Source organism: Pseudomonas frederiksbergensis (assembly GCF_003732705.1).
In the GTDB taxonomy this organism is placed as follows: domain Bacteria; phylum Pseudomonadota; class Gammaproteobacteria; order Pseudomonadales; family Pseudomonadaceae; genus Aquipseudomonas; species Aquipseudomonas frederiksbergensis_F.
The window spans coordinates 98,229-124,668 of sequence record NZ_MOBR01000001.1 but is presented as its reverse complement, the minus strand read 5'-3'; the positions used below and the strand labels follow the sequence as shown (position 1 = coordinate 124,668).

The 26,440-nt window shown below is 60.3% G+C and carries 22 protein-coding genes; 11 read left to right on the top strand and 11 right to left on the bottom strand.

Annotated elements, in window-relative coordinates; all coding sequences use genetic code 11:
• Window positions 1–2 precede the first annotated feature (2 nt).
• The 8 genes from BK667_RS00575 (at window position 3) to BK667_RS00540 (ending at window position 11,659) form a co-directional block, all read left to right on the top strand.
• Complete coding sequence (locus BK667_RS00575; RefSeq protein WP_123596503.1) at window positions 3–1,871, top strand: extracellular solute-binding protein; 1,869 nt, start codon at window positions 3–5, stop codon at window positions 1,869–1,871.
• Complete coding sequence (locus BK667_RS00570) at window positions 1,871–2,932, top strand: microcin C ABC transporter permease YejB (protein WP_123596502.1); 1,062 nt, start codon at window positions 1,871–1,873, stop codon at window positions 2,930–2,932. Before BK667_RS00575 ends, BK667_RS00570 begins: the two co-directional genes overlap by 1 nt.
• A complete protein-coding gene (locus BK667_RS00565) occupies window positions 2,932–3,954 on the top strand; it encodes an ABC transporter permease (protein ID WP_123509506.1) in 1,023 nt (340 codons plus the stop codon). The genes BK667_RS00570 and BK667_RS00565 overlap by 1 nt, the downstream gene beginning before the upstream one ends.
• Window positions 3,955–3,968: 14 nt before the next feature.
• Window positions 3,969–5,543: an ABC transporter ATP-binding protein gene (locus tag BK667_RS00560; RefSeq protein ID WP_123596501.1), complete on the top strand. Its 1,575-nt coding sequence runs from the start codon at window positions 3,969–3,971 to the stop codon at window positions 5,541–5,543.
• 124 nt (window positions 5,544–5,667) lie between these two features.
• Window positions 5,668–7,083: a sigma-54 interaction domain-containing protein gene (locus BK667_RS00555; protein ID WP_123509508.1), complete on the top strand. Its 1,416-nt coding sequence runs from the start codon at window positions 5,668–5,670 to the stop codon at window positions 7,081–7,083.
• Between the two features lie 300 nt (window positions 7,084–7,383).
• Window positions 7,384–8,775: a GntP family permease gene (locus BK667_RS00550; protein WP_123509509.1), complete on the top strand. Its 1,392-nt coding sequence runs from the start codon at window positions 7,384–7,386 to the stop codon at window positions 8,773–8,775.
• Between the two features lie 7 nt (window positions 8,776–8,782).
• Window positions 8,783–9,556: a 3-hydroxybutyrate dehydrogenase gene (hbdH, locus tag BK667_RS00545; RefSeq protein WP_123509510.1), complete on the top strand. Its 774-nt coding sequence runs from the start codon at window positions 8,783–8,785 to the stop codon at window positions 9,554–9,556.
• A 147-nt stretch (window positions 9,557–9,703) separates the two neighbouring features.
• The gene (locus BK667_RS00540) at window positions 9,704–11,659 is read left to right on the top strand and encodes an acetoacetate--CoA ligase (RefSeq protein WP_123596500.1); all 1,956 of its coding nucleotides are present in this window, start codon (window positions 9,704–9,706) and stop codon (window positions 11,657–11,659) included.
• Window positions 11,660–11,775: 116 nt separating this feature from the next.
• Here BK667_RS00540 and BK667_RS00535 read toward each other — a convergent pair whose 3' ends face one another.
• Window positions 11,776–12,885, bottom strand: a complete 1,110-nt coding sequence (locus BK667_RS00535; protein WP_123509512.1) for a PilT/PilU family type 4a pilus ATPase — start codon at window positions 12,883–12,885, stop codon at window positions 11,776–11,778.
• A gap of 131 nt (window positions 12,886–13,016) precedes the next feature.
• Here BK667_RS00535 and BK667_RS00530 point away from each other — a divergent pair, with 131 nt between their 5' ends.
• Together BK667_RS00530 and BK667_RS00525 are read left to right on the top strand one after the other, a co-directional pair.
• Entirely contained in the window at window positions 13,017–15,554 is a 2,538-nt protein-coding gene (locus BK667_RS00530; protein WP_123596499.1) for a PAS domain-containing hybrid sensor histidine kinase/response regulator, read from the top strand.
• A 36-nt stretch (window positions 15,555–15,590) separates the two neighbouring features.
• Window positions 15,591–15,896, top strand: coding sequence for a peptidylprolyl isomerase (locus BK667_RS00525; RefSeq protein WP_259697816.1), 306 nt, complete (start codon window positions 15,591–15,593; stop codon window positions 15,894–15,896).
• 56 nt (window positions 15,897–15,952) lie between these two features.
• Here the strand turns inward: BK667_RS00525 and BK667_RS00520 are convergent, their stop codons facing one another.
• The 8 genes from BK667_RS00520 to BK667_RS00485 all read right to left on the bottom strand — a co-directional run bounded on the left by BK667_RS00520 (window position 15,953) and on the right by BK667_RS00485 (window position 22,720).
• Window positions 15,953–16,888, bottom strand: coding sequence for a sugar kinase (locus tag BK667_RS00520; protein WP_123596497.1), 936 nt, complete (start codon window positions 16,886–16,888; stop codon window positions 15,953–15,955).
• A gap of 159 nt (window positions 16,889–17,047) precedes the next feature.
• Window positions 17,048–18,265 (bottom strand): amino acid deaminase, encoded by a 1,218-nt coding sequence (locus tag BK667_RS00515; RefSeq protein ID WP_123596496.1) that lies wholly within the window; start codon window positions 18,263–18,265, stop codon window positions 17,048–17,050.
• A gap of 39 nt (window positions 18,266–18,304) precedes the next feature.
• Window positions 18,305–19,069, bottom strand: a complete 765-nt coding sequence (locus tag BK667_RS00510; protein ID WP_123509516.1) for an IclR family transcriptional regulator — start codon at window positions 19,067–19,069, stop codon at window positions 18,305–18,307.
• A 201-nt stretch (window positions 19,070–19,270) separates the two neighbouring features.
• Window positions 19,271–19,660 carry a RidA family protein gene (locus BK667_RS00505; protein WP_123509517.1) on the bottom strand — a complete coding sequence of 130 codons (390 nt, stop codon included), beginning with the start codon at window positions 19,658–19,660 and terminating at the stop codon, window positions 19,271–19,273.
• 36 nt (window positions 19,661–19,696) lie between these two features.
• The gene (locus BK667_RS00500) at window positions 19,697–20,488 is read right to left on the bottom strand and encodes an amino acid ABC transporter ATP-binding protein (RefSeq protein ID WP_054615006.1); all 792 of its coding nucleotides are present in this window, start codon (window positions 20,486–20,488) and stop codon (window positions 19,697–19,699) included.
• Complete coding sequence (locus BK667_RS00495; RefSeq protein WP_123596495.1) at window positions 20,485–21,147, bottom strand: amino acid ABC transporter permease; 663 nt, start codon at window positions 21,145–21,147, stop codon at window positions 20,485–20,487. The genes BK667_RS00500 and BK667_RS00495 overlap by 4 nt, the downstream gene beginning before the upstream one ends.
• Window positions 21,148–21,156: 9 nt before the next feature.
• Window positions 21,157–21,819: an amino acid ABC transporter permease gene (locus BK667_RS00490; RefSeq protein WP_123509519.1), complete on the bottom strand. Its 663-nt coding sequence runs from the start codon at window positions 21,817–21,819 to the stop codon at window positions 21,157–21,159.
• Between the two features lie 52 nt (window positions 21,820–21,871).
• Window positions 21,872–22,720: a transporter substrate-binding protein gene (locus tag BK667_RS00485; RefSeq protein WP_123509520.1), complete on the bottom strand. Its 849-nt coding sequence runs from the start codon at window positions 22,718–22,720 to the stop codon at window positions 21,872–21,874.
• A gap of 356 nt (window positions 22,721–23,076) precedes the next feature.
• Here BK667_RS00485 and BK667_RS00480 point away from each other — a divergent pair, with 356 nt between their 5' ends.
• The gene (locus tag BK667_RS00480) at window positions 23,077–23,508 is read left to right on the top strand and encodes a thioredoxin family protein (protein ID WP_123596494.1); all 432 of its coding nucleotides are present in this window, start codon (window positions 23,077–23,079) and stop codon (window positions 23,506–23,508) included.
• A gap of 119 nt (window positions 23,509–23,627) precedes the next feature.
• Here BK667_RS00480 and BK667_RS00475 read toward each other — a convergent pair whose 3' ends face one another.
• Together BK667_RS00475 and BK667_RS00470 are read right to left on the bottom strand one after the other, a co-directional pair.
• Window positions 23,628–25,187 (bottom strand): TerC family protein, encoded by a 1,560-nt coding sequence (locus BK667_RS00475; protein WP_123596493.1) that lies wholly within the window; start codon window positions 25,185–25,187, stop codon window positions 23,628–23,630.
• Window positions 25,188–25,556: 369 nt separating this feature from the next.
• A complete protein-coding gene (locus BK667_RS00470) occupies window positions 25,557–26,423 on the bottom strand; it encodes a LysR family transcriptional regulator (RefSeq protein ID WP_123596492.1) in 867 nt (288 codons plus the stop codon).
• Between the last annotated feature and the right edge of the window lie 17 nt (window positions 26,424–26,440).

The following is a 26,440-nucleotide window of genomic DNA, read 5'->3' as shown; positions in this document are numbered from 1 at the left end:
CAATGCGACTGCTTTTCCCCACATTGATATTCACTGCCGTGGCCCTGCTATTGAGTGCCGCCGGTGTGAATGCAGCACCGCAACACGCGTTGACCGTGTATGGCGAACCGGCGAAATATCCCGCTGGCTTCAGTCATTTCGCCTACACCAACCCGCAAGCTCCCAAGGGCGGCACGATGCGTCGTTCGGCCATCGAGATCGGGCATTTCGACCATATCTTGCCGTACATCGACAAGGGCATCGGCGTGACCCAGATCGATGGCTTGCTTTACTCGCCCCTGGCCCAGCGTTCGCTGGATGAGCCCTATACGGTGTACGGCCTGGTAGCGGAGAAGATGGAACGATCTGACGACGGTTTGTCCCTGCGCTTCTACCTGAACCCCAAGGCCCGATTCGCCGATGGCACGCCGATCACCGCCGAAGACGTGCGTTACACCTATGACCTGCTGATGACCCAGGGCAGCCTGCGCTATCGCACCCAGTTCGCCGATGTCAAAGGCGTCGAAGTCGAGTCACCCCTGACCATCCGCTTCGACTTCAAGAGCAATGAAAACCGCACCCTGCCCCTGGACATCGCGACCTTGCCTGTATTTCCCGAGCATTGGTGGAAAACCCGCGACTTCGCCAGCGGTGGCGGCTACGAAGCGCCACTGGGCAGTGGCCCGTACAAAGTCAGCAAGGTCGACTCCGGCCGCAGCATCACCTTCGAACGCAACGCCGACTGGTGGGGCAAGGACCTGCCGGTCAGCCGCGGCCTCTATAACTTCGATCATTTCAGCATTGAGTACTTCGGCGATACCGACGTTGCCCGCCAGGTGTTGCGCGGTGGCGCCTACGACTACAACCGTGAGTTCTCTGCCACCGGTTACTCCATCGGCTACGATAGCCCGGCGCTGAGCGACGGTCGCCTGCGAAAAGCGCATCTGGCGACCGACGCACCGCAAACGGCCCAGGGTTTCGTCTTCAACCTGCAAAACCCGATGTTCCAGGACCGTCGTGTCCGCCAGGCCCTGGCCATGCTCTGGGATTTCGAATGGAGCAACCGGCAGATGATGCGTGACCTGTACATTCGCCAGCAGAGTTACTTTTCCAATACCGACCTCGCCGCTCGCAAACTGCCGGATGCCGCCGAACTGGCGATCCTCGAACCGCTTCGCGGGCAGATCCCCGACGAGGTCTTCACCCAGGTGTTCGAAGCACCGAAGACCGATGGCAGCGGACTGATCCGTGACAAACAACTGCAGGCCCTGGACCTCCTCGAACAGGCCGGCTGGAAACCCGACGGTGATCAACTGGTGAATGCCCAGGGTGAACCTCTGAGCTTTACCTTCCTCACCAGCCAGAACGGCATCGACCGACTGCTGCTGCCTTACAAGCGCACACTGAAACAGATCGGTATCGACCTCAATATTCGCCGCATCGACTCGTCCCAGTACGTCAACCGCCTGATGTCCCGGGACTACGACATGGTCATTACCGGCTACCCGGTCACCACGTCTCCGGGGGGCGAGTTGGTCAACTACTTCGGCTCGGCCTCGGCCAACGATCCCGGCGCCAACAATTACATGGTGTTGAAGAACCCTGCGGTCGATACCCTGATCAACGGTCTGATCCGTGCAAACACCCAGGCCGAGATGCTGCGCTACGCCCACGCTCTGGACCGGGTGTTGCAATGGAACTACTACTGGATTCCCAACTATTACCCGCCTGGCAGCTCGACCGTGTGGTGGAACCGCTTCGGCATTCCCAATGTGCAAGCCAGCAATGACGAAGCCATCGAGAGTTGGTGGGAAGTGAGCTCCACGCCCCTGACTAACGAACAGATGACCGCCGAACTGATCAAGCGCGGCAAATCCGGAGGGCCGCGCTGATGTGGGCTTACATACTGCGGCGGTTGCTGCTGATCATTCCGACCCTGGTGATCATCCTTCTGGTCAACTTCGTCATCGTGCAGGCAGCGCCCGGCGGTCCGGTGGAACAAGCGATCGCGCACCTGCAAGGCATCGGCGGCGCCACGGTCGGCGGTGGCTCCAGCGAAACGATGCACGGCAGTTCCCGGGCCAGTCGCGGCCTCGACCCGCAACTGATCAAAGAAATCGAAAAACAATACGGCTTCGACAAACCGGCGCCGGAACGCCTGTGGCTGATGCTTAAAAGCTATGCGCGGCTGGATTTTGGCAAGAGCTTCTTCCGCGGTGCCACGGTTACCGACCTGATCCTGGAAAAAATGCCGGTGACCATTTCCCTCGGACTCTGGGCGACGCTGATCACTTATCTGGTGTCGATTCCCTTGGGGATCCGCAAAGCGGTGCATCACGGCAGTCACTTCGACATCTGGAGCAGCACCGCGATCATCATCGGTTATGCCATGCCAGCGTTCCTGTTCGCGATGTTCCTGATCGTGGTGTTTGCCGGCGGCACGTCGCTGAACTGGTTCCCGGTACGCGGGCTGGTGTCGGACAACTTCGAATCACTGTCGACCGTGGGCAAAATCGCCGATTACTTCTGGCACTTGGTGTTGCCGGTTACCGCGCTGGTGATCGGCGGGTTCGCCACCCTGACCATCCTGACCAAAAACTCCTTCCTCAATGAAATCACCCGCCAGTACGTGGTCACGGCCCGGGCCAAAGGCTTGAGCGAACGCCGGGTGTTGTATGGACATGTGTTTCGCAACGCGATGTTGCTGGTGGTATCAGGGATTCCCCAGGCATTCATCAGTGTGTTCTTCGCCGGTTCCTTGTTGATCGAGGTGATCTTCTCCCTCGATGGCCTCGGCCGCATGAGCTACGAAGCGGCGGTGTCGCGGGACTATCCGGTGGTGTTCGGCTCGCTGTTCATCTTCACGCTGTTCGGCCTGCTGATAAAACTGGTCGGCGACCTCTGCTACACCCTGGTCGACCCGCGTATCGACTTCACCGCGAGGAACGCCTGATGTTCAAGCTTTCGCCGCTGGGTCGGCGCCGTTTCGAACGTTTCAAGAAAAACCGCCGGGGCTGGTGGTCGTTGTGGCTGTTTATCGGGCTGTTCCTGTTGACCCTCGGTGGCGAACTGATCGCCAACGACAAGCCACTGATCGTCAGTTACCAGGGCTCGCTGTACTTCCCGGCGTTCAAGCGTCACACCGAACAGGAATTTGGCGGGCAACTGCCGTTTCAGGCTGACTACCGCAGTGACTATGTACAGAAGCTGATCAAGAAAGACGGCGGCTGGTTGCTGTTCCCGCCGATCCCGTTCAGCGACGACACCCCCAACTACGACCTGAACAAACCGGCCCCGAGCCCACCGTCCAAGGTGAACTGGCTGGGCACTGACGATCAGGCCCGGGACGTGCTGGCCCGGGTGATTTTCGGCGCGCGGGTGTCGATTCTGTTTGCCCTGATGCTGACCTTCGTCAGCGCGCTGATCGGCATTGCCGCCGGTGCGTTGCAAGGTTATTACGGTGGTTGGGTCGACCTGCTCGGTCAGCGTTTGCTGGAAGTCTGGTCGGGGCTGCCGGTGCTGTACCTGCTGATTATTTTGTCGGGGTTTGTCGAGCCGAATTTCTGGTGGTTGCTGGGGATCATGGCGCTGTTTTCATGGCTGGCCCTGGTGGACGTGGTGCGTGCCGAATTCCTGCGCGGACGTAATCTGGAATACGTCAAAGCCGCGCGGGCGCTGGGCCTGAGCGACCGCAAAGTGATCGTGCGACACATTCTGCCAAATGCCATGAACGCGACCTTGAGCTACTTGCCATTTATCCTGACCGGGGCGATTTCCACGCTCACCGCGCTGGACTTCCTCGGTTTCGGCATGCCGGCCGGTAGTGCGTCCCTGGGCGAATTGATCGGTCAGGGCAAGCAGAACCTGCAAGCACCATGGCTGGGGCTGACGGCGTTTTTCACCTTGGCGCTGATTCTTTCTTTACTGGTGTTCATTGGCGAGGCGTTGCGCGATGCCTTCGACCCTAGAGCATGAAGCGGATACTGGATATGAGTGACAACCTGATCGAAATCCGTGACCTCAGCGTGGCCTTCAGTGGCCAGACCGTGGTGCGCAACCTGTGCCTGGACATCCGCCCCGGCGAATGCCTCGCGCTGGTGGGCGAGTCGGGTTCGGGCAAATCGGTGACGGCCCATTCGATCCTGCAACTGCTGCCCGAGGAAGGCACTGAAACCAGCGGCAGCATTCGTTATCACGGCCAGGAGTTGGTCGGTGCTGATGCCAAGGTATTGCGCCAACTGCGCGGCAACCGGATCGCAATGATTTTCCAGGAGCCGATGACCTCCCTGAATCCGCTGCACAGTATCGAAAAGCAGATCGGCGAAACCCTCCTTATCCATAAAGGGCTAGCGGGCAAGGCTGCACAGGCGCGGATTCTCGAACTGTTGGAGCTGGTCGGCATCAAGAAACCCCAGGAACGCCTCAAGGCTTATCCCCATCAACTGTCCGGCGGCCAACGGCAACGGGTGATGATCGCCATGGCCCTGGCCTGCGAGCCGGAACTGCTGATTGCCGACGAACCCACCACTGCGCTGGATGTGACGGTGCAACGCAAGATCCTGTTGCTGCTCAAGTCCTTGCAACAACGACTCGGCATGTCACTGCTGCTGATCAGCCATGACCTCAATCTGGTGCGCAGCATTGCCCAGCGCGTGTGCGTGATGAAGGCCGGGGAAATCGTCGAGCAAGCCCCTTGCGAGACGCTGTTCACCGAGCCAAAGCATCCTTACAGCTGCGTGTTGCTGAACGCCGAACCGGAAGGCGAAGCCCTGCCCCGGGACGAACGCGAGAAGGTGCTGGAAGTTGACAACCTGCGGGTCAAGTTCGCCCTGGGTGGCGGGTTGTTCCAGCGCAAAACCTGGCTGCACGCGGTGGATGGCATCAGCCTGAATGTGCAACGCGGCAAAACCCTGGGCATCGTTGGCGAGTCTGGCTCGGGCAAGTCCACCCTGGGTCAGGCGATCCTGCGTTTGCTCGACTCCGAAGGCAGCATTCGCTTTCAGGGCGAAGCACTGGATGGCTTGACGCAAAAGCAGCTGCGGCCGTGGCGCAAGAAGATGCAGGTGGTGTTCCAGGACCCCTTCGGCAGCTTGAGCCCACGCATGTCCGTGGCACAGATCATCAGCGAGGGCCTTGAAGTTCATAGCCAGCTGACCGCCGAGGAATGCAAGGCTGAAGTGATTCGGGCATTGGTGGAAGTCGGCCTCGACCCGCAAAGCCGTCACCGCTATCCCCATGAATTTTCCGGCGGCCAACGACAGCGCATCGCCATCGCCCGGGCACTGGTGCTCAAACCGGCGCTGATCCTGCTGGACGAACCGACCTCGGCCCTGGACCGCACCGTGCAAAAACAAGTGGTCGCCCTGCTCCGGGACCTCCAGGAAAAACATGGCCTGACGTACCTGTTTATCAGCCATGATCTCGCGGTGGTGCGTGCCCTGGCCCATGACATGATCGTGATCAAGGACGGCAAAGTGGTGGAAAGCGGCGCCAGCCATGATGTGTTCGACTCGCCGCAGCATCCGTATACCAAGGAACTGCTGGCGGCGGCGCATCCGACGTAAGCCTTTGAACCGTGGCGCGGCCTTCGCGGGCAAGTCTCGCTCCTACACGATGGTGCCCTTGTAGGAGCGAGGCTTGCCCGCGAAGAGGCCCGCACAGACAACACAACTTCCGGACCTGACAAACATGAACACCACCGAAAGCCTCAAGGACTACCAGCGCGTGCGCATGCTGGCGATCCGTTCGTTGTTCGAGATCATCGAACAATCGAGCGAAGGCACGGTGATTGTCGACCGCGACGCGAATATCGTCTGGATGAACGAACGCTACGCTCGGCGCTTCGGCCTGGAATCGGCGGAAGTCGCGATCGGCAAGGCCTGTGAAAGTGTGATCCCCGGCAGTCTGCTACGCGAAGTGGTGCGCACGGGCCGGCCGATCCTGCTGGACATGCAAGACACTCCCAAGGAACCGCTGGTGGTCATGCGCCTGCCGATTCACGACGACGCCGGCGCGGTGATCGGCGCCATCGGTTTTGCCCTGTTCGACGAATTGCGCAGCCTCTCGCCAATGCTCAAGCGTTACCTGAGCATGCAGGAAGAACTGGCCTCCACCCGCTCCTTGCTGCGGGCGCGACAGACCAAGTACAACTTCGCCCACTTCATTGGCACCAGCGCCGCCAGCCTGGAAGTCAAACGCCGGGCCCGGCGCAGTGCCAGTGCCGAATCCCCTGTCCTGCTGCTCGGTGAAACCGGTACCGGCAAAGAGCTATTGGCCCAGGCGATCCACGGCGCTTCGCCCCGAGCGCACAAGGCGTTTGTCAGCATCAACAGTGCGGCGATTCCCGAGTCATTGCTGGAAGCGGAATTCTTCGGCACCGCCCCTGGTGCGTTTACCGGCGCAGATCGCAAGGGCCGGGTTGGCAAGTTGCAGATCGCCCAGGGCGGCACCTTGTTCCTCGATGAAATCGGCGACATGCCCTTGCCCCTGCAAAGCAAATTGCTACGGGTGTTACAGGAAAAGGAATTCGAGCCGGTGGGCTCCAATGAAGTGATCCAGAGCGATGTACGGGTCATCGCCGCCACCTCCACCGACCTGGAAGCGGCGATCAAGCGTGGTGAGTTTCGCGCGGATTTGTACTACCGCCTCAATGTCCTGCCGATCCAGGTTCCACCCTTGCGCGACCGGCTCGACGATATCCCGGCCCTCAGCGAAGCGATTCTTGAAGAGCTGCGCAGTCAGCACGAGTTGAACCGCGAAGCGCTGGAGCTGCTTAGCCAACACGCCTGGCCGGGGAACATTCGTGAGCTGCGTAATGTGCTGGAACGGGCGGCATTGCTCAGTGATGACTTGATGTTGAATGCAGACGATATCCGGGCGGCGATTGGGACGTTTACTCCGGTGACGCGGGTGAACAACCTGACGATTGAGCCCGCAGGCCATGAGACATTCAGTGAAGCCCGGGAGCGCTTTGATCGGCAGTTGATTGAGTCTGCACTCGCGCAATGTGGGGGCAAGGTGATTGAAGCAGCGGCGCGGTTGGGGCTGGGGCGGTCGACTTTGTATAAGAAGATGGTGGCGTTGGGGATTGCCGAGTCTCAATAAGGAGACATTCATCTCTGTTGGTAGATATGGCCTCTTCGCGGGCAAGCCTCGCTCCTACAGGTGCGAGATGTACGCGCCATTCGCGAATGCCGCCTCCCCCTGTAGGAGCGAGGCTTGCCCGCGAAGGCGCCCGTCAGCTCACCAACAATCTCAAAACAGAGACAAAAACCAGAAAAACCACATTGCAAAGAAATAATATCCTTGTATTTCAACAAGTTAACGATCTGGCACGATTCCCGCTAAAGCCCTCTCCCACAAAAGATCCACCCTACAAAAATAACAATCCCAGGAGACACACCCATGAGTGTGATCATTGCCTTGGCAGCTCTCGCGCTGCTGATGCTGGCTGCCTACCGTGGCTACAGCGTTATCCTCTTTGCCCCGATTGCCGCTCTCGGCGCCGTCCTGCTCACCGACCCTTCCGCCGTCGCCCCTGCCTTTACCGGGGTGTTCATGGAGAAAATGGTCGGGTTCATCAAACTGTATTTCCCGGTGTTCCTGCTCGGTGCGGTGTTCGGCAAGCTGATTGAGTTGTCAGGCTTCTCGCGCTCTATTGTTGCGGCCGCGATCAAGCTCCTGGGCACCCGCCAGGCGATGCTGGTGATCGTGCTGGTCTGCGCCCTGCTCACCTACGGCGGCGTGTCGCTGTTTGTGGTGGTGTTCGCGGTCTACCCGTTTGCCGCCGAAATGTTTCGTCAGAGCAATATTCCGAAACGCCTGATCCCGGCGACCATCGCCCTCGGCGCGTTTTCCTTCACCATGGATGCCCTGCCCGGCACCCCGCAAATCCAGAACATCATCCCCAGCACGTTCTTCAACACCACCGCGTGGGCGGCGCCGTGGCTGGGTCTGATCGGCACGATTTTCGTATTCTGTACCGGCATGCTGTTCCTCCAGCGCCAACGCAACAAAGCCCAGCGCGCCGGTGAAGGCTACGGCACCGAGTTGCGCAACGAGCCGGAAACCGCCGAAGACATCAAGCTGCCGAACCCGTGGCTCGCACTGTCGCCGCTGTTGGCGGTGGGCATCATGAACCTGCTGTTTACCCAGTGGATCCCACAATGGTATGGCAAGACCCACAGCCTCTCGCTGCCGGGCATGGCGACGCCGGTGACCACCGAAATCGCCAAGCTCACCGCCATCTGGGCGGTTCAAGCGGCACTGCTGATCGGCATCCTCATGGTGCTGGCGTTCGGTTTCCAAGCGATCAAAAGCAAACTGGCCGAAGGCAGTAAAAGTGCAGTCAGCGGTGCACTGCTGGCGGCGATGAACACCGCGTCGGAATACGGTTTTGGCGCGGTGATTGCCTCCTTGCCTGGCTTTCTGGTGCTGGCCGACTGGCTCAAAAGCATTCCCAACCCACTGGTCAACGAAGCGATTACCGTGACCTTGCTGGCCGGTATCACCGGTTCCGCGTCGGGTGGCATGAGCATCGCCCTCGCGGCAATGGCCAATGACTTCATCGCCGCCGCCCATGCCGCCAATATTCCGCTGGAAGTGCTACACCGAGTGGCGGCGATGGCCAGTGGCGGCATGGACACCCTGCCACACAACGGCGCGGTGATTACCTTGCTCGCGGTGACCGGCCTGACGCACCGCGAAGCCTACAAAGACATTTTCTGTATTACGCTGATCAAGACCCTGGCGGTTTTTGTGGTGATCGGTACTTTCTACGCCACTGGCATTGTGTGAGGTATTCATGACGACTCTTACAGGCAAGACCGCATTGGTCACCGGTTCCACCAGCGGCATTGGCCTGGGCATCGCCCTCAGCCTGGCCAAGGCTGGCGCCAATGTGGTTCTCAATGGTTTCGGCGATGCGTCCAAGGTGATTGCCCAAGTGCAGCAGTTTGGCGGCAAGGTCGGGCATCACCCGGCCGACGTCAGCAACCCGGAACAAATTGCCGAGATGATCGCCTACGCCGAACGTGAGTTCGGTGGCGTGGATATTCTGGTGAACAACGCCGGGATTCAGCATGTGGCGGCGGTGGAAGATTTTCCGTTGGAACGTTGGGATTCGATCATTGCGATCAACCTGTCATCGGTGTTCCACAGCACTCGCCTGTGCTTGCCACGCATGCGCGCCAAGAACTGGGGGCGGATCATCAACATCGCCTCGGTTCACGGCCAGGTCGGTTCGGTGGGCAAAGCCGCGTACGTCGCCGCCAAACATGGGGTGATCGGGTTGACCAAAGTGGTCGGCCTGGAAACCGCGACTACCCAAGTGACCTGCAACGCCATCTGCCCGGGCTGGGTGCTGACACCGCTGGTGCAGAAGCAGATCGATGATCGCGCGGCCACCGGGATCGACCCGCAGCAGGCGCAGCATGATTTGCTGGCTGAGAAGCAGCCATCGCTGGAATTCGTGACCCCGCCGCAACTGGGTGAACTGGTGTTGTTTTTGTGCAGCGAGGCCGGTAGCCAGGTACGCGGCGCGGCGTGGAATATTGATGGTGGGTGGTTGGCGCAGTAACCGCCACCCGGATCGTTCCCACGCTCTGCGTGGGAATGCCTCAATGGACGCTCTGCGTCCGCTTTTGGGACGCGGAGCGTCCCGGGCTGCATTCCCACGCGGAGCGTGGGAACGATCTGATCTGAAGACCAGAACAAGAGGCAAGCCATGTCCGACATCCTGTGGCAACCCAGCACCGAGCGCATCGGCAAGACCCGCATGGAGGCCTTTCGGCGCTTCATCAATCAGCGGCATCACGCCAAGATCGACGACTACCCTGCCCTGCACCAATGGTCCATCGACCAGCGGGAAGCGTTCTGGCAAGCGATTGTCGATTTCTTCGATATCCGCTTCCACGACCAACCCGACGCGGTGCTGCGTGAAGGCCCGCAGATGCCCAGCGCCGAGTGGTTTCCCGGTGCGACCCTGAACTTCGCCGAACACCTGCTGCGGCGACGCGACGATGCCGTGGCGGTGGTCGCGGTGGCTGAAAACGGTCAGCGCGAGCAATTGACCTGGGCCGAACTGGCCAGCCACGTCGCCGGGTTTCAGAACAGTCTGAAAGCCGCTGGCGTCGGCCTCGGTGACCGGGTGGCGGCGTGCATGCCCAACACCTGGCAAACCCTGGTGGCGATGCTGGCCACCACCAGCCTGGGCGCGATCTGGTCCTGTTCTTCGCCGGACTTCGGCACCCAAGGGGTGATCGACCGTTTCGGCCAGATCGAGCCGAAAGTGCTGATCACGTGCGCCGGTTATCGCTATGCCGGCAAGGAGATCGACCAGCGCGCCAAGGTCAATGAAATCCTCGAACGGCTGCCCACCTTGCAGCAGTTGATCGTCGTGCCTTACGCACGGCCAAACACGCATATCGACGAGTTTCACACCCAGGCCAACGTCACGCTCTGGGACGACTTTTATGACATCGGTGGCGAGCCGGATTTCGTTGCTGTGCCGTTCGCCCATCCGCTGTACATCCTCTATTCCAGCGGCACCACGGGCGTGCCGAAATGCATCATCCACAGCACCGGCGGCGTGCTGCTGCAACACGTCAAGGAACACGGTTTGCATTGCGACTTGGGCCCCGGCAGTCGTTTGTTCTACTACACCACGTGCGGCTGGATGATGTGGAACTGGCTGGTGTCGGCTCTGGCGGTCGGCAGCGCCGTGGTGTTGTACGACGGCTCGCCGTTTCATCCCGGCCCGGAGCGCTTGATTGACCTGATCGATGACGAGCGCATCAACGTCTTCGGCACCAGCCCCAAGTTTCTCGCGACCCTTGAAAGCAGCGGCCTGAAACCTCGGCAAAGCCACGACCTGAGCAGCCTCAAAACCCTGCTGTGCACCGGTTCGGCGCTGTCACCGCAGAGTTACGATTTTGTCTACCGCGACTTCAAGACAGACGTATGTCTGGCCTCGATGTCCGGCGGCACCGACATCGTGTCGTGCTTCGTCAATGGCAATCCGCTGTCGCCGGTTCGGCGCAGCGAGATGATGGGCAAGAGCCTGGGCATGGCGGTCGAGGTGTGGAACGACGCCGGCCAGCCAGTAATCGGCGAGAAAGGTGAGCTGGTCTGCACTCGGCACTTTCCCGCGATCCCCATCGGTTTCTGGAACGATCCGGCCGGGGACAAACTCCGCGCGTCGTATTTCAGCCAGTTCCCCGGCGTCTGGGCCCAGGGCGACTACGCCGAACAACTGCCCCACGGCGGCATGCTGATCCACGGCCGTTCCGACGCCGTGCTCAACCCCGGCGGCGTGCGCATTGGCACGGCGGAGATTTACCGTCAGGTCGAGAAAGTGCCGCAAGTGCTGGACAGCGTGGCGATTGGTCAGCAGTGGCAGGATGATGTGCGGGTGGTGCTGTTTGTGCGTCTCAAGGATGGCGTCACGCTCGATGAACCACTGCAACAGCAGATTCGCCAGGTCATCCGCGCCAACACCACGCCGCGTCATGTGCCGGCGAAAATCCTCGCGGTCACCGACATACCGCGCACCATCAGCGGCAAGGTCGTCGAATTGGCGGTCAGGAATGTGGTGCATGGGCAACCGGTAAAAAATACCGATGCCCTGGCCAACCCCGAAGCCCTCGAACAATTCCGCAACCGCCCCGAACTCAAAGACTAAAACACAGACTCATTGTGGGAGCGAGCCTGCTCGCGAAAGCGTCAGCCCATTCAACATCAATGCAGGCTGACAAACCGCTTTCGCGAGCAGGCTCGCTCCCACATTTTGATGGCGCGTCAGTCCATGAGTCCCCATTCACCGGGCGATGGCTGGATGCTCGGTGAGGTTTCGGTGTGAAGCTTCAACCGCAACCGCAAATTATTCACCGAGTCCGCATGCTTCAACGCCTCATCCTCGCTGATCGCCCCTTCCACCACCAACCCGTAAAGCGCCCCATCAAACGTCTGCATCCCCAGTTCCACCGACTTTTCCATAATCCCCTTCAGCTCATCAAACTCGTTACGCCGGATCAGGTCGGCAATGGTCGGTGTGCCCAGCATCACTTCCACCGCCGCCCGGCGCTGGCCGTCGAGGGTGCGCACCAGACGCTGAGACACGAAGGCCTTGAGGTTGTTGGCCAAGTCGTGCAGCAGTTGCTCCCGGCGCTCCTGCGGGAAGAAGTTGATGATACGGTCCAGCGCCTGGTTGGCGTTGTGGGCATGCAGGGTGGAGATCACCAAGTGGCCGGTATCGGCAAACGTCAGCGCATGTTCCATGGTCTCGCGGTCGCGAATTTCGCCGATCAGCACCACATCCGGCGCCTGACGCAGGGTATTTTTCAACGCGGCATGAAAACTGCGGGTGTCGACGCCGACCTCCCGCTGGTTGATGATCGATTTTTTGTGCCGATGGATATACTCCACCGGGTCTTCGATGGTGATGATATGGCCGCTGCTGTGGCGGTTGCGGTAGTCGATCAGGGCCGCCAGGGACGTGGATTTGCCCGAATCGGTCGCGCCGACGAACAGCATCAGCCCTTGCTTGAGCATCACGGTTTCCAGCAGCACTGGCGGCAGATTGAGGTCTTCGAAGCGCGGGATGTCGAGCTTGATGTTGCGCGCCACGATCGATACGTCGTTGCGCTGCTTGAACAGGTTGATCCGAAAACGTCCGACCCCGGCCAGGGAGATGGCCAGGTTCATTTCCAGTTCGCGATCGAACTCCAGACGCTGTTCGGCGTCCATGATGGACTCGGCGATGGCCGCGATTTCCCCCGGTTTGAACCGCTGATCGGACAAGGGTTTGAGCACACCGTCGAACCGTGCGCTGGGTGGCGCACCCGTGGAGAGGTAAAGATCGGAGCCCTCCTGGCTGGCCAGTTGCCGCAACAATAAATCGATTTCCATGGCAAAAAGCACCCGCGAAGCATTCAATGAGCAAATATGACCCGACAGCAAGACGCCTCGGGTCATCCAGCGACTACCGCCCTGTGAGGATAGTAGACGTAGCCACACCGACTGACGTGCAGGACATCTTGATGAACGCATCACCGACCGGCAGCGATGCCCAGGCCCTGATCGCCCGACTGGACTGGAGCCGCAGCCCCTTGGGCGCCGCCAGCACCTGGCCGCAGAGCCTGCGTACCGCGGTGGACATCGTGATTCATTCGCCGATGCCCATGCTCTTGCTGTGGGGGCCGCAGCTCACGCAGATCTATAACGATGGCTTCGCCCTGCTGTGTGGCAGCAAGCATCCACACGCTTTCGGACAGCCTACGCACCAAATCTGGCCCGAATTAACAGACTTTACCGACCCGATCTACAGCGCCGTCCTACAAGGCCAGGTGCGCACCTACAGCGAACAGCGCTTTTCCTTACAACGCGACGGGCAAGATTCCGACTTCTGGCTGGATTTGACCTACAGCCCGATTCGCGATGAAAGCGCCGAGGTTGCCGGAATCCTGGTCACCGCCATCGAAACCAACGAACGACGGCGCATCGCCCTCGAGCTCGAACAGCGCTCCGCCGCCAGCCTCAAAGCCCAGCACGAAACCGAGCAGCGCCTGCAACTGGCCCTGGCCGCCACCGACGCGGTCGGCACCTGGGACTGGAACATTGGCGAAGACCGCTTTATCGCCGACGCCCACTTCGCGCAACTGCACGGCATTGATCCGGCGATGGCCAGCCAGTTGCCGATCAGCGAATACTTGCAAGGCGTGCACCCGGAAGACCGTGGCATGGTGGCGCGCAGCATCAAGCACTGCATCACCCACGGCACCGAGTACGCCGAGGAATATCGCCTGATGCAACCCGACGGCGAGCTGCGCTGGGTGTTTGCCAGGGGCCGTTGCTACAAGGACCACCATGGTCGGCCGGTGCGTTTCCTCGGCGCCGCCCTGGACCTGACAGAACGCAAACACACCGAACAGGCCCTGCGCCAGAGCCAGACCGAGTTGCAGCTGATCATCAACGCGATGCCGATCCTGATCAGCTATGTCGACCGCGAGGAACGTTTTCGCCTGAACAACGCCGCGTATCTGGACTGGTATGGCCTGACGCCCCAAGAGCTGTTCGGCCGGACCATCCATGAAGTGCTCGGCGACGAAGCCTACGCCCTGCGCGCCGAATACATCGCCGAGGCGCTGGCGGGCAAGCCCTGCTCGTTCAGCATCGATGCGGCGCACCGTGACGGCAGCATTCGCAGCGCCCTGATGAATTACCTGCCGCGCCATGGCTCGGATGGTGCGGTCAACGGTTTCTACATCTTTGTGATCGATGAAACCGAGCGTAAACAGACCGAAGAAGCCCTGCGCAACCTCAATGAAACCCTTGAGGAACGGGTGATCGCCCGTACCCAGCAATTGGCCGAAGCCAATCAGCGCCTGCAAAACGAGATGTTCGAGCGCGAGCGCGCTGAAGATGCGTTGCGCCATGCGCAAAAAATGGAAGCGGTCGGCCAGCTCACCGGCGGCATCGCCCATGACTTCAACAACATGCTGACCGGGATCATCGGCAGCCTCGACCTGATGCAGCGCTATATCGCCGACGGGCGCACCGCCGAGATCGGCCGGTTCACCGAAGCCGCGGTGTCCTCGGCCAACCGGGCGGCGGCCCTGACTCATCGGCTGCTGGCGTTCTCCCGGCGTCAGTCGCTGGACCGCAAGCCGCTGAACGCCAATGACCTGATTCATTCCCTGGAAGACCTGCTCAGCCGCACCAAGGGCGACCATATCAAACTGGTGCTGCAACTGGTCGATGAGGTGTGGCCGGTCAGCACCGACGTCAGCCAATTGGAAAACGCCCTGCTCAACCTGGTGATCAACGCCCGGGACGCGATGCCCGATGGCGGCCGGTTGCTGATCGAAACCGCCAACGTCTACCTCGACGGCAGCGACCTCACCGGCCTGGAGTCGGTGAAGGCCGGGGACTATCTGATGATCGCCGTCAGCGACAACGGCACCGGCATGTCCGCGTCGGTGCTGGCCAAGGCGTTCGATCCGTTCTTCACCACCAAACCGATCGGCCAGGGCACAGGCCTGGGATTATCGATGATTTACGGTTTTGCCCAACAGTCTGGCGGCCACGTCAGCCTCGACAGCGTGCCGGGCCAGGGCACTTGCGTACGCCTGTATTTACCGCGCCTGCACCTTGGCGCGCCGCAAGACACCCTGCTGCCCGTCACAGGCGAAGCGCCGTCGGCGATTGCCGGTGAAACCGTGGTGCTGGTGGAAGACGACCCGGCGGTGCGTATGCTGGTGCTGGATTTGCTGAATGAGCTGGGTTATCACGCCCACGAAGCTGAAGACGCCAGGGCCGCCCTGCCCTTGCTCGAATCCGACCTGCGAGTGGATTTGCTGGTGACCGATGTCGGGCTGCCGGGGATGAACGGCCGGCAACTGGCGGAAATCGCCCGCCAGCACCGCCCGGACCTCAAAGTGCTGTTCATGACCGGTTACGCGGAGAAAGCCGCCGAGCGCCAGGGCTTCCTGGAGGAAGGCATGGACATGGTGGCCAAACCGTTTTCCATCGACCTGCTGGCCAACAAGATTCGCACGATGATCGGCCAACCGGAGTGAGTTCAGGCATAATCCCGCGCCCCCGCTGGCCCCAGCATAGCCACCACCGTTACAAGGTCTGCCTCAATGAAAGCTCAAGCCCGCCATATTCTGGTGAAAACCTCGGAAGAAGCCGAGCAGCTCAAACAACGCATCGCCAAGGGCGAAGCCTTCGATGTGCTGGCCAAAAAGTACTCCACCTGCCCGTCCGGCAAACGCGGCGGCGATTTGGGTGAAGTGTGGCCGGGGCAGATGGTCGGGGTGATCGATGCGGTGATCTTCAAGAAACCGCTGCGGGTGGTGCATGGGCCGATCAAGAGCAAGTTTGGCTATCACTTGGTGCAGGTGTTTTATCGGGATTGAGCTGTTGGCTTGAGGGCCCCCTCGCCACAAAAGCTCCCTCGCCACAGAACTGCATTTCAAGTTTTGGGAATGAGTGCGCCCGGCACTTGGATGACTTTGCTCGCCAACCGATGCCCCGCCTCTGCCGCCTCTGCCGGGCTCCCGCCCTTGAGGCGACTGGCCAGATACGCCGCACTGAACGAATCCCCCGCCGCCGTGGTGTCCACCACCCGCTCGACTTTCTGCGCCGGCACTTCGAATGACTCTTCACCACAGCGAATCAAACACGCCTCAGCGCCACGCTTGAGCACCACTTCCGGCGTGCCGATCTGCGCGTACGCCTCAAACACTGCATCGCAATCGGAAAAATGGAACAACGCCTGTTCGTCATCGACGGTCAGCAACGCCAGGTCAACGTACGGCAACACACTGCGATACGCCGCCCGAGCTTCTTCCAGCGAGGCCCACAAACGTGGTCGGTAATTGTTGTCGAAGACAATCCGCGCATCCCGCTGCCGGGCTTCGATCAGGGTTTCCAGTAATTTTTCCCGACCTTGCTCGCCCAGCACTGCCAGGGTGATGCCGCTGAAATACAGCACATCGTAATCCGGCAATGCCGCCAGAATCGGCGCGGCCGCCGGGGTGGTGAAGCAACTGCGCACCGCCGCTTCGTTGCGCCAGTAGAGAAAACGTCGCTCGCCAGCGGCGTCGGTCTGGATGCAATACAAACCCGGCAAGCGACCGGGCAAGCGCTGGACCATGTCCAGGCCAATGCTCTCGGCGGCCCAGCTCTGGCACATGGCATCGCTGAAGCTGTCATCGCCCAAGGCCGTGACGTAATCCACCGTGCCACCAACTCCCAGTTCCCGGGACAGGTAGACCGCAGTGTTCAAGGTGTCGCCGCCGAAGCTTTGTTGCAGGCTGCCGTCGGGCCGCTGCTGGAGCTCGATCATGCACTCGCCGATCAGGGCGATGCGCGGGGTGTTGGGGCCGAGGGTGTTGATGGTGTTCATGGGGGGAATCTCGCGGTTCGGTGGTGTTGATCGTTCCCACGCTCTGCGTGGGAATGCAGCCCGTGACGCTCCGCGTCACATGCCGAAGCGGACGCAGAGCGTCCAGTGAGGCATTCCCACGCAGAGCGTGGGAACGATCACTTACCTCGGTTTCAGGGTTTAGAAACAGGTGTCCATGGTTTCAATCACCTGCAACTGCTCATCCACCAGACACCCCGTACGCCACTTATCAAACGTCAGGCACGGGTGCGATGTGCCGAACGAAATGATGTCCCCGACCCGCAATTCAACGCCGGGCGCCACAGTCATGAACGCGTGTTGGTCCATCACCGCCGTCACTTTGCACGCGCTCACATCGTCGCCAACCGCTGGAATCACACCCGCCTTGTAGCGCAACAATGGCACCGGCAAACCGGCGTCATACGCCACGTCGCGTTTACCGAGGGCGATCACCGCAAAGCCTGGTTCCGGCAACGATTGCACATGCGCCCAGACTTCCAGCGCCGGGCGCAGGCCTTCGTGCAAATCGCTGCGACGGTCGAGCACGCAGCATTGCGCTTCTTTATAGATACCGTGGTCATGGGCCACGTAACTGCCGGGACGCAGCACGCTGAGGAAGCGTCCGCCGGCGTTCTGGGCTTCGAAGGATTCGGCAATCAGGTCGTACCAGGCCGAACCGGACGCGGTGATGATCGGCTTGGGAATCGCGAACGCCCCGCTGTCCTGCAACTGCACCGCCAGGCGCACCAGAGAAGAGGCGAATTCACGGATGCCGCTGACCGCATGATCACCATGGATGACGCCTTCGTAACCTTCGATCCCGGTCAACGCCAGTGCCGGTTGCGCCGCGATGGCCTGGGCCAGGGCCACCACTTCGGCTTCAGTGCGGCAACCGCAACGGCCGCCGACCACGCCGTACTCGATCATCACGTTCAAACGCACGCCACGGGAAGCGAAGTACGCCCCCAGGTCGGCGACGTTGTCCGGGTGATCGACCATGCAATGAAAGTCGAACGTCGGGTCCGCCAGCAGATCGGCGATCAGCGCCATGTTCGGCGTGCCGACCAATTGGTTGGCCATCAACACGCGGCGTACGCCATGGGCATAGGCCGCGCGGGTCTGGGTGGCACTGGCCAGGGTGATGCCCCAGGCGCCGGCATCCAGTTGGCGGCGAAACAGCGCCGGGGTCATGCTGGTTTTGCCGTGGGGCGCCAGCTCTGCGCCGCTGTTGCTGACGAACGCCTGCATCCAGCGGATGTTGTGTTCCAGCGCTTCACGGTGCAACACCAGCGCCGGCAGGCTGACGTCACGCACCAAGTGCGCGCCGGTGTGCGCAAAGCCTTTATCTACGGCGGCAGTCGTTTCGGCAGAAGACATGTTCGAACTCCTTACATTCGCGGCCGCAGGCAGCCGCTGTTATTCGTTGATACGCCGGGCCAGGTTGTTGGCGCTGTCGATCAGCACCCGGCGATAGTCGTTGTAGTTGTTCTTGGCATCGGCCCGTGGAGCGACGATGCACAGGGTGGCAATGGCCACGCCGTTGGGGTCTTTGACCGGGGCGGCGAAGCAATGGGTGAAGGTATCGGCGACGCTATCGAACGAGAAGAAACCGTCGATACCGGCCTGGCGGATTTCCTGGAGAAACTGTTCCAGCGGCAGACGTTCGCCGTTGGGCAGGATGAAGTCGTCGTGGTCGATCAGGTCGATGATGGCCTGGTCGCTCAAATGCGACAGCAACAGACGCCCGGAGGCGGTCCAGGGGATGGGTGCGTTTTCGCCGATGTCCGAGGAAATGCGGAAATGCCGCTCGCCCTCTTTCATCAGCGCCACGGTGTACTTGCGCCCGTTGAGCAGGCACATCTGCGCGGTTTCATGGGTCTGGCTGACGATTTCCTGCAAGGCGTGATCGGCCTCGCGGGTCAGGTCGAAATGGCGCAAGTGCGCTTGCCCGAGGAAGTACAGCTGACGGCCGAGGTAGACATGACCGTCCTTGCCCACGGGTTCGAGGATGCGCCGTTCCAGCAGCGAGGCCACCAGTTCGTAGACCGTGGATTTCGGGCTGCCGATGCCGCTGGCGATTTCGTTCGGGCGCAGGGGCTGGCCGATTTCCTTGAGGAAATCGAGAATATCGAACGCCCGGTCCAGACCACGTGCCCGGCGCTTGATGGTGTCTTCGGTCATGTTTCAGGTTCCCATTCAAAGTGCCGGGAGTTTACCGCTAATGATCGTTCCCACGCTCTGCGTGGGAATGCATCCCGTGACGCTCTGCGTCACATCAAAGCGGAACGCGGAGCGTCCCAGGCGGCATTACCACGCGGAGCGTGGGAACGATCACATACCCTGTAGGAGCGAGGCTTGCCCGCGAAGCAGTCACCGCCAATCTCAAGCCTTTTTCTTGTACGCAATGCAGTCAATCTCAACCTTGCAATCGACCATCATGTTTGCCTGCACGCAGGCCCGGGCCGGGGCGTGTTCGCTTTTGAAGTACTCGGAAAAGACCTTGTTGAAGCTCCAGAAATCCCGCGGGTCTTCCAGCCACACGCCAGCACGCACCACGTCTTCGAGGCCGTAACCGGCTTCTTCGAGGATCGCGATCAGGTTCTTCATGGTCTGGTGAGTCTGCTCGACGATGCCGCCCACGATGATTTCACCATCCAGTGCCGGCACCTGGCCGGACACGTGCAGCCAGCCATCGGCTTCAACAGCGCGAGCGAAAGGACGAGGTTGACCGCCACCGGCAGTGGCGCCGGTGCCGTAACGAGTAATGCTCATGAGTGTGTCTCCTGCTTAAAAATTCTTCTGAAAAAATCAGAAACGAGTGTTCTTGAGAAATTCTGCCAAACGTGGCGATTTCGGGTGTTCAAACAGTTCTTTTGGCGGCCCCTGCTCTTCGATCCGGCCCTGATTCATAAACACGATCTTGTCCGAGACTTCGAAGGCGAAACGCATTTCGTGGGTCACCAGCAGCATGGTCATGCCTTCATCGGCCAGGCCTTTGATCACGTTCAGCACTTCGCCGACCAGTTCCGGGTCGAGGGCCGAGGTGACTTCGTCGAACAGCATCAGGCTCGGGTTCATCGCAATCGCTCGGGCAATCGCCACGCGCTGTTGCTGACCGCCGGACAACTGGCCCGGATAGTGATCGCGGCGTTCATACAGGCCCACGCGCTCCAGCCATTTTTCGGCCAGCGCCACGGCTTCGTCCTTGTGCAGCTTTTTCACCTTGAGCAAACCGAGGGTCACGTTTTGCAGTGCCGTCAGGTGCGGAAACAGGTTGAACTGCTGGAACGCCATGCCGGTCATCGCACGATGGCGGGCGATGACTTTTTCCGCGTGGCGCACGCGTTTGCCGTTGACCTCGTCATAGCCGATGGACTCGCCGTCGAGCAGGATCTGCCCGCCCTGGAATTCTTCGAGCATGTTCACACAACGCAACAGCGTGGTTTTGCCGGATCCGCTGGAGCCGATCAGCGTGACCACGTTGCCGCGTTGCATGGTCAGGTCGACGCCCTTGAGCACTTCGAGCTTGCCGTATTGTTTGTGCAGGCCGCGAATGTCCAGCAGGGCCTGGCCGTTTGGTGCAGTAGAAGTCTGAGTCATGGCAATGCCACCCGCTTTTCAATGTGCCGGCCGAGTAATTCGATGGCGTAGTTGATGACGAAAAAGAGGAAACCGGCGAACAGATAGAACTCGAGAGTCATGAAGGTCCGGGCGATGATCTGTTGCGTGCTGAGCAGTAACTCGGCGACGCCGATCACCGAGAGCAAGGTCGAGGCCTTGACGATTTCAGTGGACGAGTTGACCCAGGTCGGCAGGATTTGCCGCAGTGCCTGAGGCAACAACACGTAACCCAGGGACTGATAAAACGTCAGGCCAATCGCCTTGCTCGCTTCCATCTGCCCACGTGGCAGGGCTTGCAGCGCACCGCGCACAATCTCGGCGACGTGGGAGCCACAGAACAGCGTCAGCCCCAACGCACCGGCCTGAAACGCACTGATCTGCCAACCCAGCGCCGGTGCCATATAAAAGCAGGCCAACACCAGCACAAACACCGGCGTGCCACGGATCAGATCGACGTAGAAACGAAACGGTGCGCGCATCCAGACATTGCCGTAAGTCAGCACCAGGCCGGCGACGATGCCGATCAGCGTACCGAGCAAAATCGCCAGGGCCGAGCACTGCACCGTGACCAGAAAGCCTTGCCAGAGCACTTCCCGCGCCACCCACAATTCATGCAACCAACTAGGGGATTCGTACATGGGAGGCTCCTATCGGCGGATCGCCAGACGCTGCTCGAGGTAACGCAGGATCATGGCAATGAGGTAACAAGCCGCAACATAGAGCGCTGTGGTCACCATCCAGGTTTCAATCACCCGGTAGCTTTCGACATTGATCTTGCGCGCGTAATAGGTCAGCTCCGGCACCGCAATCGCGGCCGCCAGGGAGGTGTCCTTGAACAGCGAAATGAAGTTATTCGACAGCGCCGGCAGCACGTTGCGCAGCATTACCGGCACGGTGACATAGGCTTTCACCTGCCACTCGCCAAGACCGATGGCCAGCCCGGCTTCGCGTTGCCCTTTGGGAATGCTCAGCAGCCCGCCACGGAACACTTCGGTCAGGTACGCCCCGGCATACAGCGACAGAGTGACGATGAACGAGGGGATCTTGTCCAGACGAATACCCAGGCTCGGCAAGGCGAAGTAGATCAACAGAATCAACACCAGAATCGGCGTGTTACGGATCACCGTCACGTACACCGACGCCAGCACCCGCAACGCGCGGTGCTTTGAAAGCAAAGCAAACGCCATCAGCAGGCCGATCACGCAGCCGATGGCGATCGACACCAGCGCCAGCTCAAGACCCAGACCGAGCCCCGCCAGCAAGGTGTCGAAATCGCGCCACACGGCGGCAAAGTTCAACTGATAGTTCATGGTCAGCAGTACCTTGAACGGGGCGCGTTATCGCCGCCCCGCTCTCACGGGATCATTTGAATTCGACGGGAAAACCAATGGCAGGGGTCGGCAGATCAACACCGAACCATTGTTTGAACGACGCTGCGTAGGTCGGGAACTCGACGCCGGTCATGGCTTCATGCAACACCGTGTTGACGAAGTTCAGCCAATCCTGATCGCCACGTTTAACTGCACAGGCGTAGGTTTGCGGGCTCCAGGCGTAAGTCGGGCTGCGATAGCGGCCAGGGTTCTGCACCATCAGGTATTTGACCGAAGACTGATCGGTGGCGGCGGTATCGGCACGGCCCGAGTTCACGGCCTGGTACATCAAATCCACACTGTCGTACTGATCGACCTTGGCTTTGGGCAGCGCCTGATGCACCAGTTCTTCGGCGTACACGTTCTGCAGCACAGCCACAGTCACGCTATCGCCGGCGGCTTTCAGATCTTCGATTTCCTTGTACTTGCTGTTCGCCGGCAGCAACAGACCGACACCTTCGCGGTAGTACGGCAGGGTGAACGCAACCTGCTGCGCACGGCTGGCGGTGACGGTGATGAACTGGCAACTGATGTCGACCTTGTCCGTCAACAGGTTCGGAATCCGCGCATCGGACGACTGCACCACGTACTCGACCTTGCTCGGGTCGTTGAACAAACCCTTGGCGATCATGTGCCCGATATCAATATCAAACCCCTGCAACTTGCCGTCCGCTCCCTGGAAATGCCACGGCGCGTTAGTACTGCCCGTCCCCACGATCAACTTGCCACGGGCCAACACGCTATCGAGCTTACTGTCCGCCGCCTGGGCAACACCCATGGCAGCGGCCGAAGCCGCGAGGATAAAAACACACGCTTTGAACAAGGAAGGTCGGCGATGCATGGCAAGCACTCCAGAGTGTTGTGTATTCCGTTATACCGGATATTGGTGTGTAACAACGGAATAGACAGCAGAAAGTGTGCCATAGGATGTGGGGGTGATGTTGGGGAGATTGAAAGGTGTTTTGAATCAAAGGGATGCGGTTTTGCGCGGGAAAAGCGTTACCGAACGCATGGGCGGGAGAGCGCTACCGGGGGACACACGTGGGCGGGTACTTGCACCACATTCGGCGGGTGGCGATTCAAAATGTGGCACCGTGCCGTTTGCGGGCCCACCTGTAATTTCTGACAGTAGACCCGCCCGACACCCTCCTTTACCGTCAACAAGCCTTCGATGATTGTTGTGAAAAGGAGACTTCAATGACTTCGACTACCGCGCAAACGGCATTGGCCCCGACCTACCGCAAGGCCCTGAAAACCTGGCGTCCGGTGATTCTGTACTTCGGCAATCAGCACTGCCCTGCCTGTGAAGAGGCCGAGCCGGTTTTTCGGGGGATTGCCGAGGCGTATCGGCATCGGGCGGATGTTTATATGTTGAATACCAGTGAATCGCCCCGGCATCCGAACGTTACGGGGACGCCGACGGTGTTGTTTTACAAGGATGGGAAACTGGTTAAAAAGCTTAAGGGGATTGGTAGTCCACAATCGCTGGCGGAGGATTTTGTGGCGCATGTCGGGAAGGTGAAGCCCCGGCAGGTGGCTCGGAAACCGGGGCATGATTTGGTTTGGTTGCGGCGGACTTTTCGGGGCCTGTGCACGGTGGCTCGGGCACGTTACTTGGTCAGGGCTTGAGATTTTTGTCGTTGGGAAGATCGCTATCGCGAGCAAGCTCGCTCCCACATGAACGGTGTACACACATCCATTGTGGGAGCGAGCCTGCTCGCGAAGAGGCCCTAAGTCTCGACGCAAAATTACCCGCCGCTGCGGACCAACAACACCCGCACCACCCGCCGTTCTTCAACCGCCATTACCGTCATGGTCCAGCCTTCCCGTTCATGGCTGTCACCGATCATCGGCAACCGATCCAGCACACTCATCACCAACCCGGCCAGTGTCTGGTAATCCTCGGTCGGTTCAGCGCTAAAACCGGTCAACTGTCGCACCCGAGCCAGGTTCAACGCGCCGCTGACCATGAACCCGCCCTGCTCCTCAAGCACATCCGGGCCTTCGATTTCGCTGGCATCCGGCAGTTCGCCGGCAATCGACTCGAGAATATCGGTCATGGTCAGCACGCCAACGAAGTCGCCGAATTCATTGACCACGAAGGCAATGTGGGTCGAGGCTTTGCGCATCTGCTCCAGGGCATTGAGGATCGAGTAGCTGTCGAGCAGATTGATGGTCGTGCGCGCCAGGTCTTCAAGGTCCGGGTCATTGCCGCCCAGGTACTCTTTCAACAACTCCTTTTTGTGCACGAAGCCCAGGGGTTCATCCACCGCGCCATCGCGGATCAGCGGCAGGCGCGAGTAGGACGAGTGCATCAGGCGTGTACGAATAGTCTCGGCATCGTCGGCCAAATCGATGTGATCGACGTCAGCCCGCACCGTCATCAGGGTACGAATCGGCCGTTCGGCCAGTTGCAGCACACCACTGATCATCACCCGTTCACGGCGATCGAACAGCACCTCACTTGGGGCTTCACCGTTATCCAGCAGGTCGGCAATCTCCTCGCCGACCTCTTCCACCGCCAACCGGCGACCGCCAAGCAAGCGCATCACCGCATGGGCTGTACGCTCGCGCATCGGTCGCAAGCCTTGCATGGAGCGCTTGCGCCGGGCGCGGGCGATCTGGTTGAACACTTCGATCAGGATCGAGAAGCCAATGGCCGCGTACAGGTAACCCTTGGGAATGTGGAACCCCAGGCCCTCGGCCGTCAGGGCGAAACCGATCATCATCAAAAAGCCCAGGCACAGCATGATCACCGTCGGGTGTTCGTTGACAAAGCGAGTCAGCGGCTTGCTGGCGACGATCATCAGGCCGATGGAAATGATCACCGCGATCATCATCACCGCCAGTTCATCGACCATGCCCACGGCGGTAATTACCGCGTCGAGGGAAAACACCGCATCGAGCACCACGATCTGCGCCACGATCGGCCAGAACATCGCATACGCCGCATTGCCGGCACGCTGGCCAACATGGCCTTCGAGCCGCTCGTGCAACTCCATGGTGGCCTTGAACAACAGGAATACACCGCCGAACAGCATGATCAAGTCACGCCCGGAGAAGCTCTTGTCGAACACCTCGAACAATGGCTGCGTCAGGGTTACCAGCCAGGAAATACTCGCCAGCAGGCCCAGGCGCATCAGCAGCGCCAGGGACAAACCGATGATCCGCGCGCGGTCGCGCTGATGTGGCGGCAACTTGTCCGCCAGGATCGCGATAAACACCAGATTGTCGATGCCCAGCACCAGCTCCAGCACGATCAACGTCAACAAGCCCAGCCATGCGGTGGGGTCAGCTATCCATTCCATAAAAATGTCTCGATCTCTTCAGCGAATTCAGAATGCCGGGCACGGCGAAGTGCAGCCCGAGGGCCGTGAGGGCGTAGATGCAAAAAGAGAGAGAGGTCGGAAGACCGGGTGTTTGACGTGCGTCAGGGTTGCGCGGATGCGCGAGATGGAAGGCTGACTGGGAGGCTCCGAGAGGGTGTTCATGCAGGTCCTGAATGGAAAAAAGGACTTGGAGCGTACAGGTGAAGGTCACAATTCCCACAGTGGGAAATCATTACAAGATCTGTATCAGCGTCGTTTGGGCGGACGCCTTCGCGAGCAGGCTCGCTCCCACAGAGGATCTTCAGCGCTCACAAGTCCAGTGTGGGAGCGAGCCTGCTCGCGAAGCTTCTAGCGGTTTCGAACTTGCTCGATATACCGAGCCACCGCCGCCGACTTCTCAAACCGCCGATAAACCATCGACAACCACGAACGCGCCTCCCCGCCCTCGATCCCCCGATATACCACCCCCGGCAACCCGACATGCCCGACCACCGATTCCGGCACCACCGCCACGCCCTGCCCCAGCGACACCAAGGCAATCACCGCCACCAACCCACCCGGCTGCGGCCCCAGCTTCGGCGCGAACCCGCCCTGGGCCGCGACTTGCAAAGTGCCGTTGATTTGCTCGGGCAGGATGAAGGTTTCGTTTTGCAAATGCGCCGGGCTGATCTGCGGCAGGCGGCACAGCCAGGATTCGCTCGACACGGCCAAGACAAAGCCTTCCGCATCGAGCCGGATCGCCTCCAACCCGTCGGGCAAGGTCATGGGCGAGCGCACGTAACCGATATCGAACCGGCCCTCGATCACCAGGCCCGGCAACGCCGCCATCGGGCTTTCCCGCACATTCAGGCTGACGTCCGGGCACTTGCGGCTGAAGGCTTGCACCTGTTTTTGCAACAGCCCCGAGTACACCGCCGACGCCACGTAACCCAGCTCGATATGCCCGATATCACCGCGCCCGGCCCGTTGGGCACTGCGTTGGGCGAATTCGAATTGGCGCACCGTGGCTTCGGCCTCGATCACCAGCGCAGCGCCGGCCTCGGTCAGGCTGACTTCCCGTTGCTGACGCAGGAACAACCGGGTGCCCAGTTCGGTTTCCATGTCCTGGATCTGTCGACTCAAGGTCGGCGGGGCAATCCCCAGTTGTTCAGCGGCGCGGGTGAAGTTGCGCTGCCGGGCAACGGCCAGAAAGTAGCGGAAATGGCGTATGTCCATCGGTGGATTAGCTCAAA

What these genes read in the sequence shown, in the direction of transcription:
- hbdH (WP_123509510.1), top strand. Translation starts at nt 8,783, where the DNA reads ATGACGACTCTTACAGGCAAGACCGCATTGGTCACCGGTTCCACCAGC.
- BK667_RS00485 (WP_123509520.1), bottom strand. Translation starts at nt 22,720, where the DNA reads ATGCATCGCCGACCTTCCTTGTTCAAAGCGTGTGTTTTTATCCTCGCG.
- BK667_RS00560 (WP_123596501.1), top strand. Translation starts at nt 3,969, where the DNA reads ATGAGTGACAACCTGATCGAAATCCGTGACCTCAGCGTGGCCTTCAGT.
- BK667_RS00555 (WP_123509508.1), top strand. Translation starts at nt 5,668, where the DNA reads ATGAACACCACCGAAAGCCTCAAGGACTACCAGCGCGTGCGCATGCTG.
- BK667_RS00530 (WP_123596499.1), top strand. Translation starts at nt 13,017, where the DNA reads ATGAACGCATCACCGACCGGCAGCGATGCCCAGGCCCTGATCGCCCGA.
- BK667_RS00480 (WP_123596494.1), top strand. Translation starts at nt 23,077, where the DNA reads ATGACTTCGACTACCGCGCAAACGGCATTGGCCCCGACCTACCGCAAG.
- BK667_RS00565 (WP_123509506.1), top strand. Translation starts at nt 2,932, where the DNA reads ATGTTCAAGCTTTCGCCGCTGGGTCGGCGCCGTTTCGAACGTTTCAAG.
- BK667_RS00475 (WP_123596493.1), bottom strand. Translation starts at nt 25,187, where the DNA reads ATGGAATGGATAGCTGACCCCACCGCATGGCTGGGCTTGTTGACGTTG.
- BK667_RS00500 (WP_054615006.1), bottom strand. Translation starts at nt 20,488, where the DNA reads ATGACTCAGACTTCTACTGCACCAAACGGCCAGGCCCTGCTGGACATT.
- BK667_RS00505 (WP_123509517.1), bottom strand. Translation starts at nt 19,660, where the DNA reads ATGAGCATTACTCGTTACGGCACCGGCGCCACTGCCGGTGGCGGTCAA.
- BK667_RS00470 (WP_123596492.1), bottom strand. Translation starts at nt 26,423, where the DNA reads ATGGACATACGCCATTTCCGCTACTTTCTGGCCGTTGCCCGGCAGCGC.
- BK667_RS00490 (WP_123509519.1), bottom strand. Translation starts at nt 21,819, where the DNA reads ATGAACTATCAGTTGAACTTTGCCGCCGTGTGGCGCGATTTCGACACC.
- BK667_RS00535 (WP_123509512.1), bottom strand. Translation starts at nt 12,885, where the DNA reads ATGGAAATCGATTTATTGTTGCGGCAACTGGCCAGCCAGGAGGGCTCC.
- BK667_RS00520 (WP_123596497.1), bottom strand. Translation starts at nt 16,888, where the DNA reads ATGAACACCATCAACACCCTCGGCCCCAACACCCCGCGCATCGCCCTG.
- BK667_RS00510 (WP_123509516.1), bottom strand. Translation starts at nt 19,069, where the DNA reads ATGACCGAAGACACCATCAAGCGCCGGGCACGTGGTCTGGACCGGGCG.
- BK667_RS00495 (WP_123596495.1), bottom strand. Translation starts at nt 21,147, where the DNA reads ATGTACGAATCCCCTAGTTGGTTGCATGAATTGTGGGTGGCGCGGGAA.
- BK667_RS00570 (WP_123596502.1), top strand. Translation starts at nt 1,871, where the DNA reads ATGTGGGCTTACATACTGCGGCGGTTGCTGCTGATCATTCCGACCCTG.
- BK667_RS00550 (WP_123509509.1), top strand. Translation starts at nt 7,384, where the DNA reads ATGAGTGTGATCATTGCCTTGGCAGCTCTCGCGCTGCTGATGCTGGCT.
- BK667_RS00575 (WP_123596503.1), top strand. Translation starts at nt 3, where the DNA reads ATGCGACTGCTTTTCCCCACATTGATATTCACTGCCGTGGCCCTGCTA.
- BK667_RS00515 (WP_123596496.1), bottom strand. Translation starts at nt 18,265, where the DNA reads ATGTCTTCTGCCGAAACGACTGCCGCCGTAGATAAAGGCTTTGCGCAC.
- BK667_RS00540 (WP_123596500.1), top strand. Translation starts at nt 9,704, where the DNA reads ATGTCCGACATCCTGTGGCAACCCAGCACCGAGCGCATCGGCAAGACC.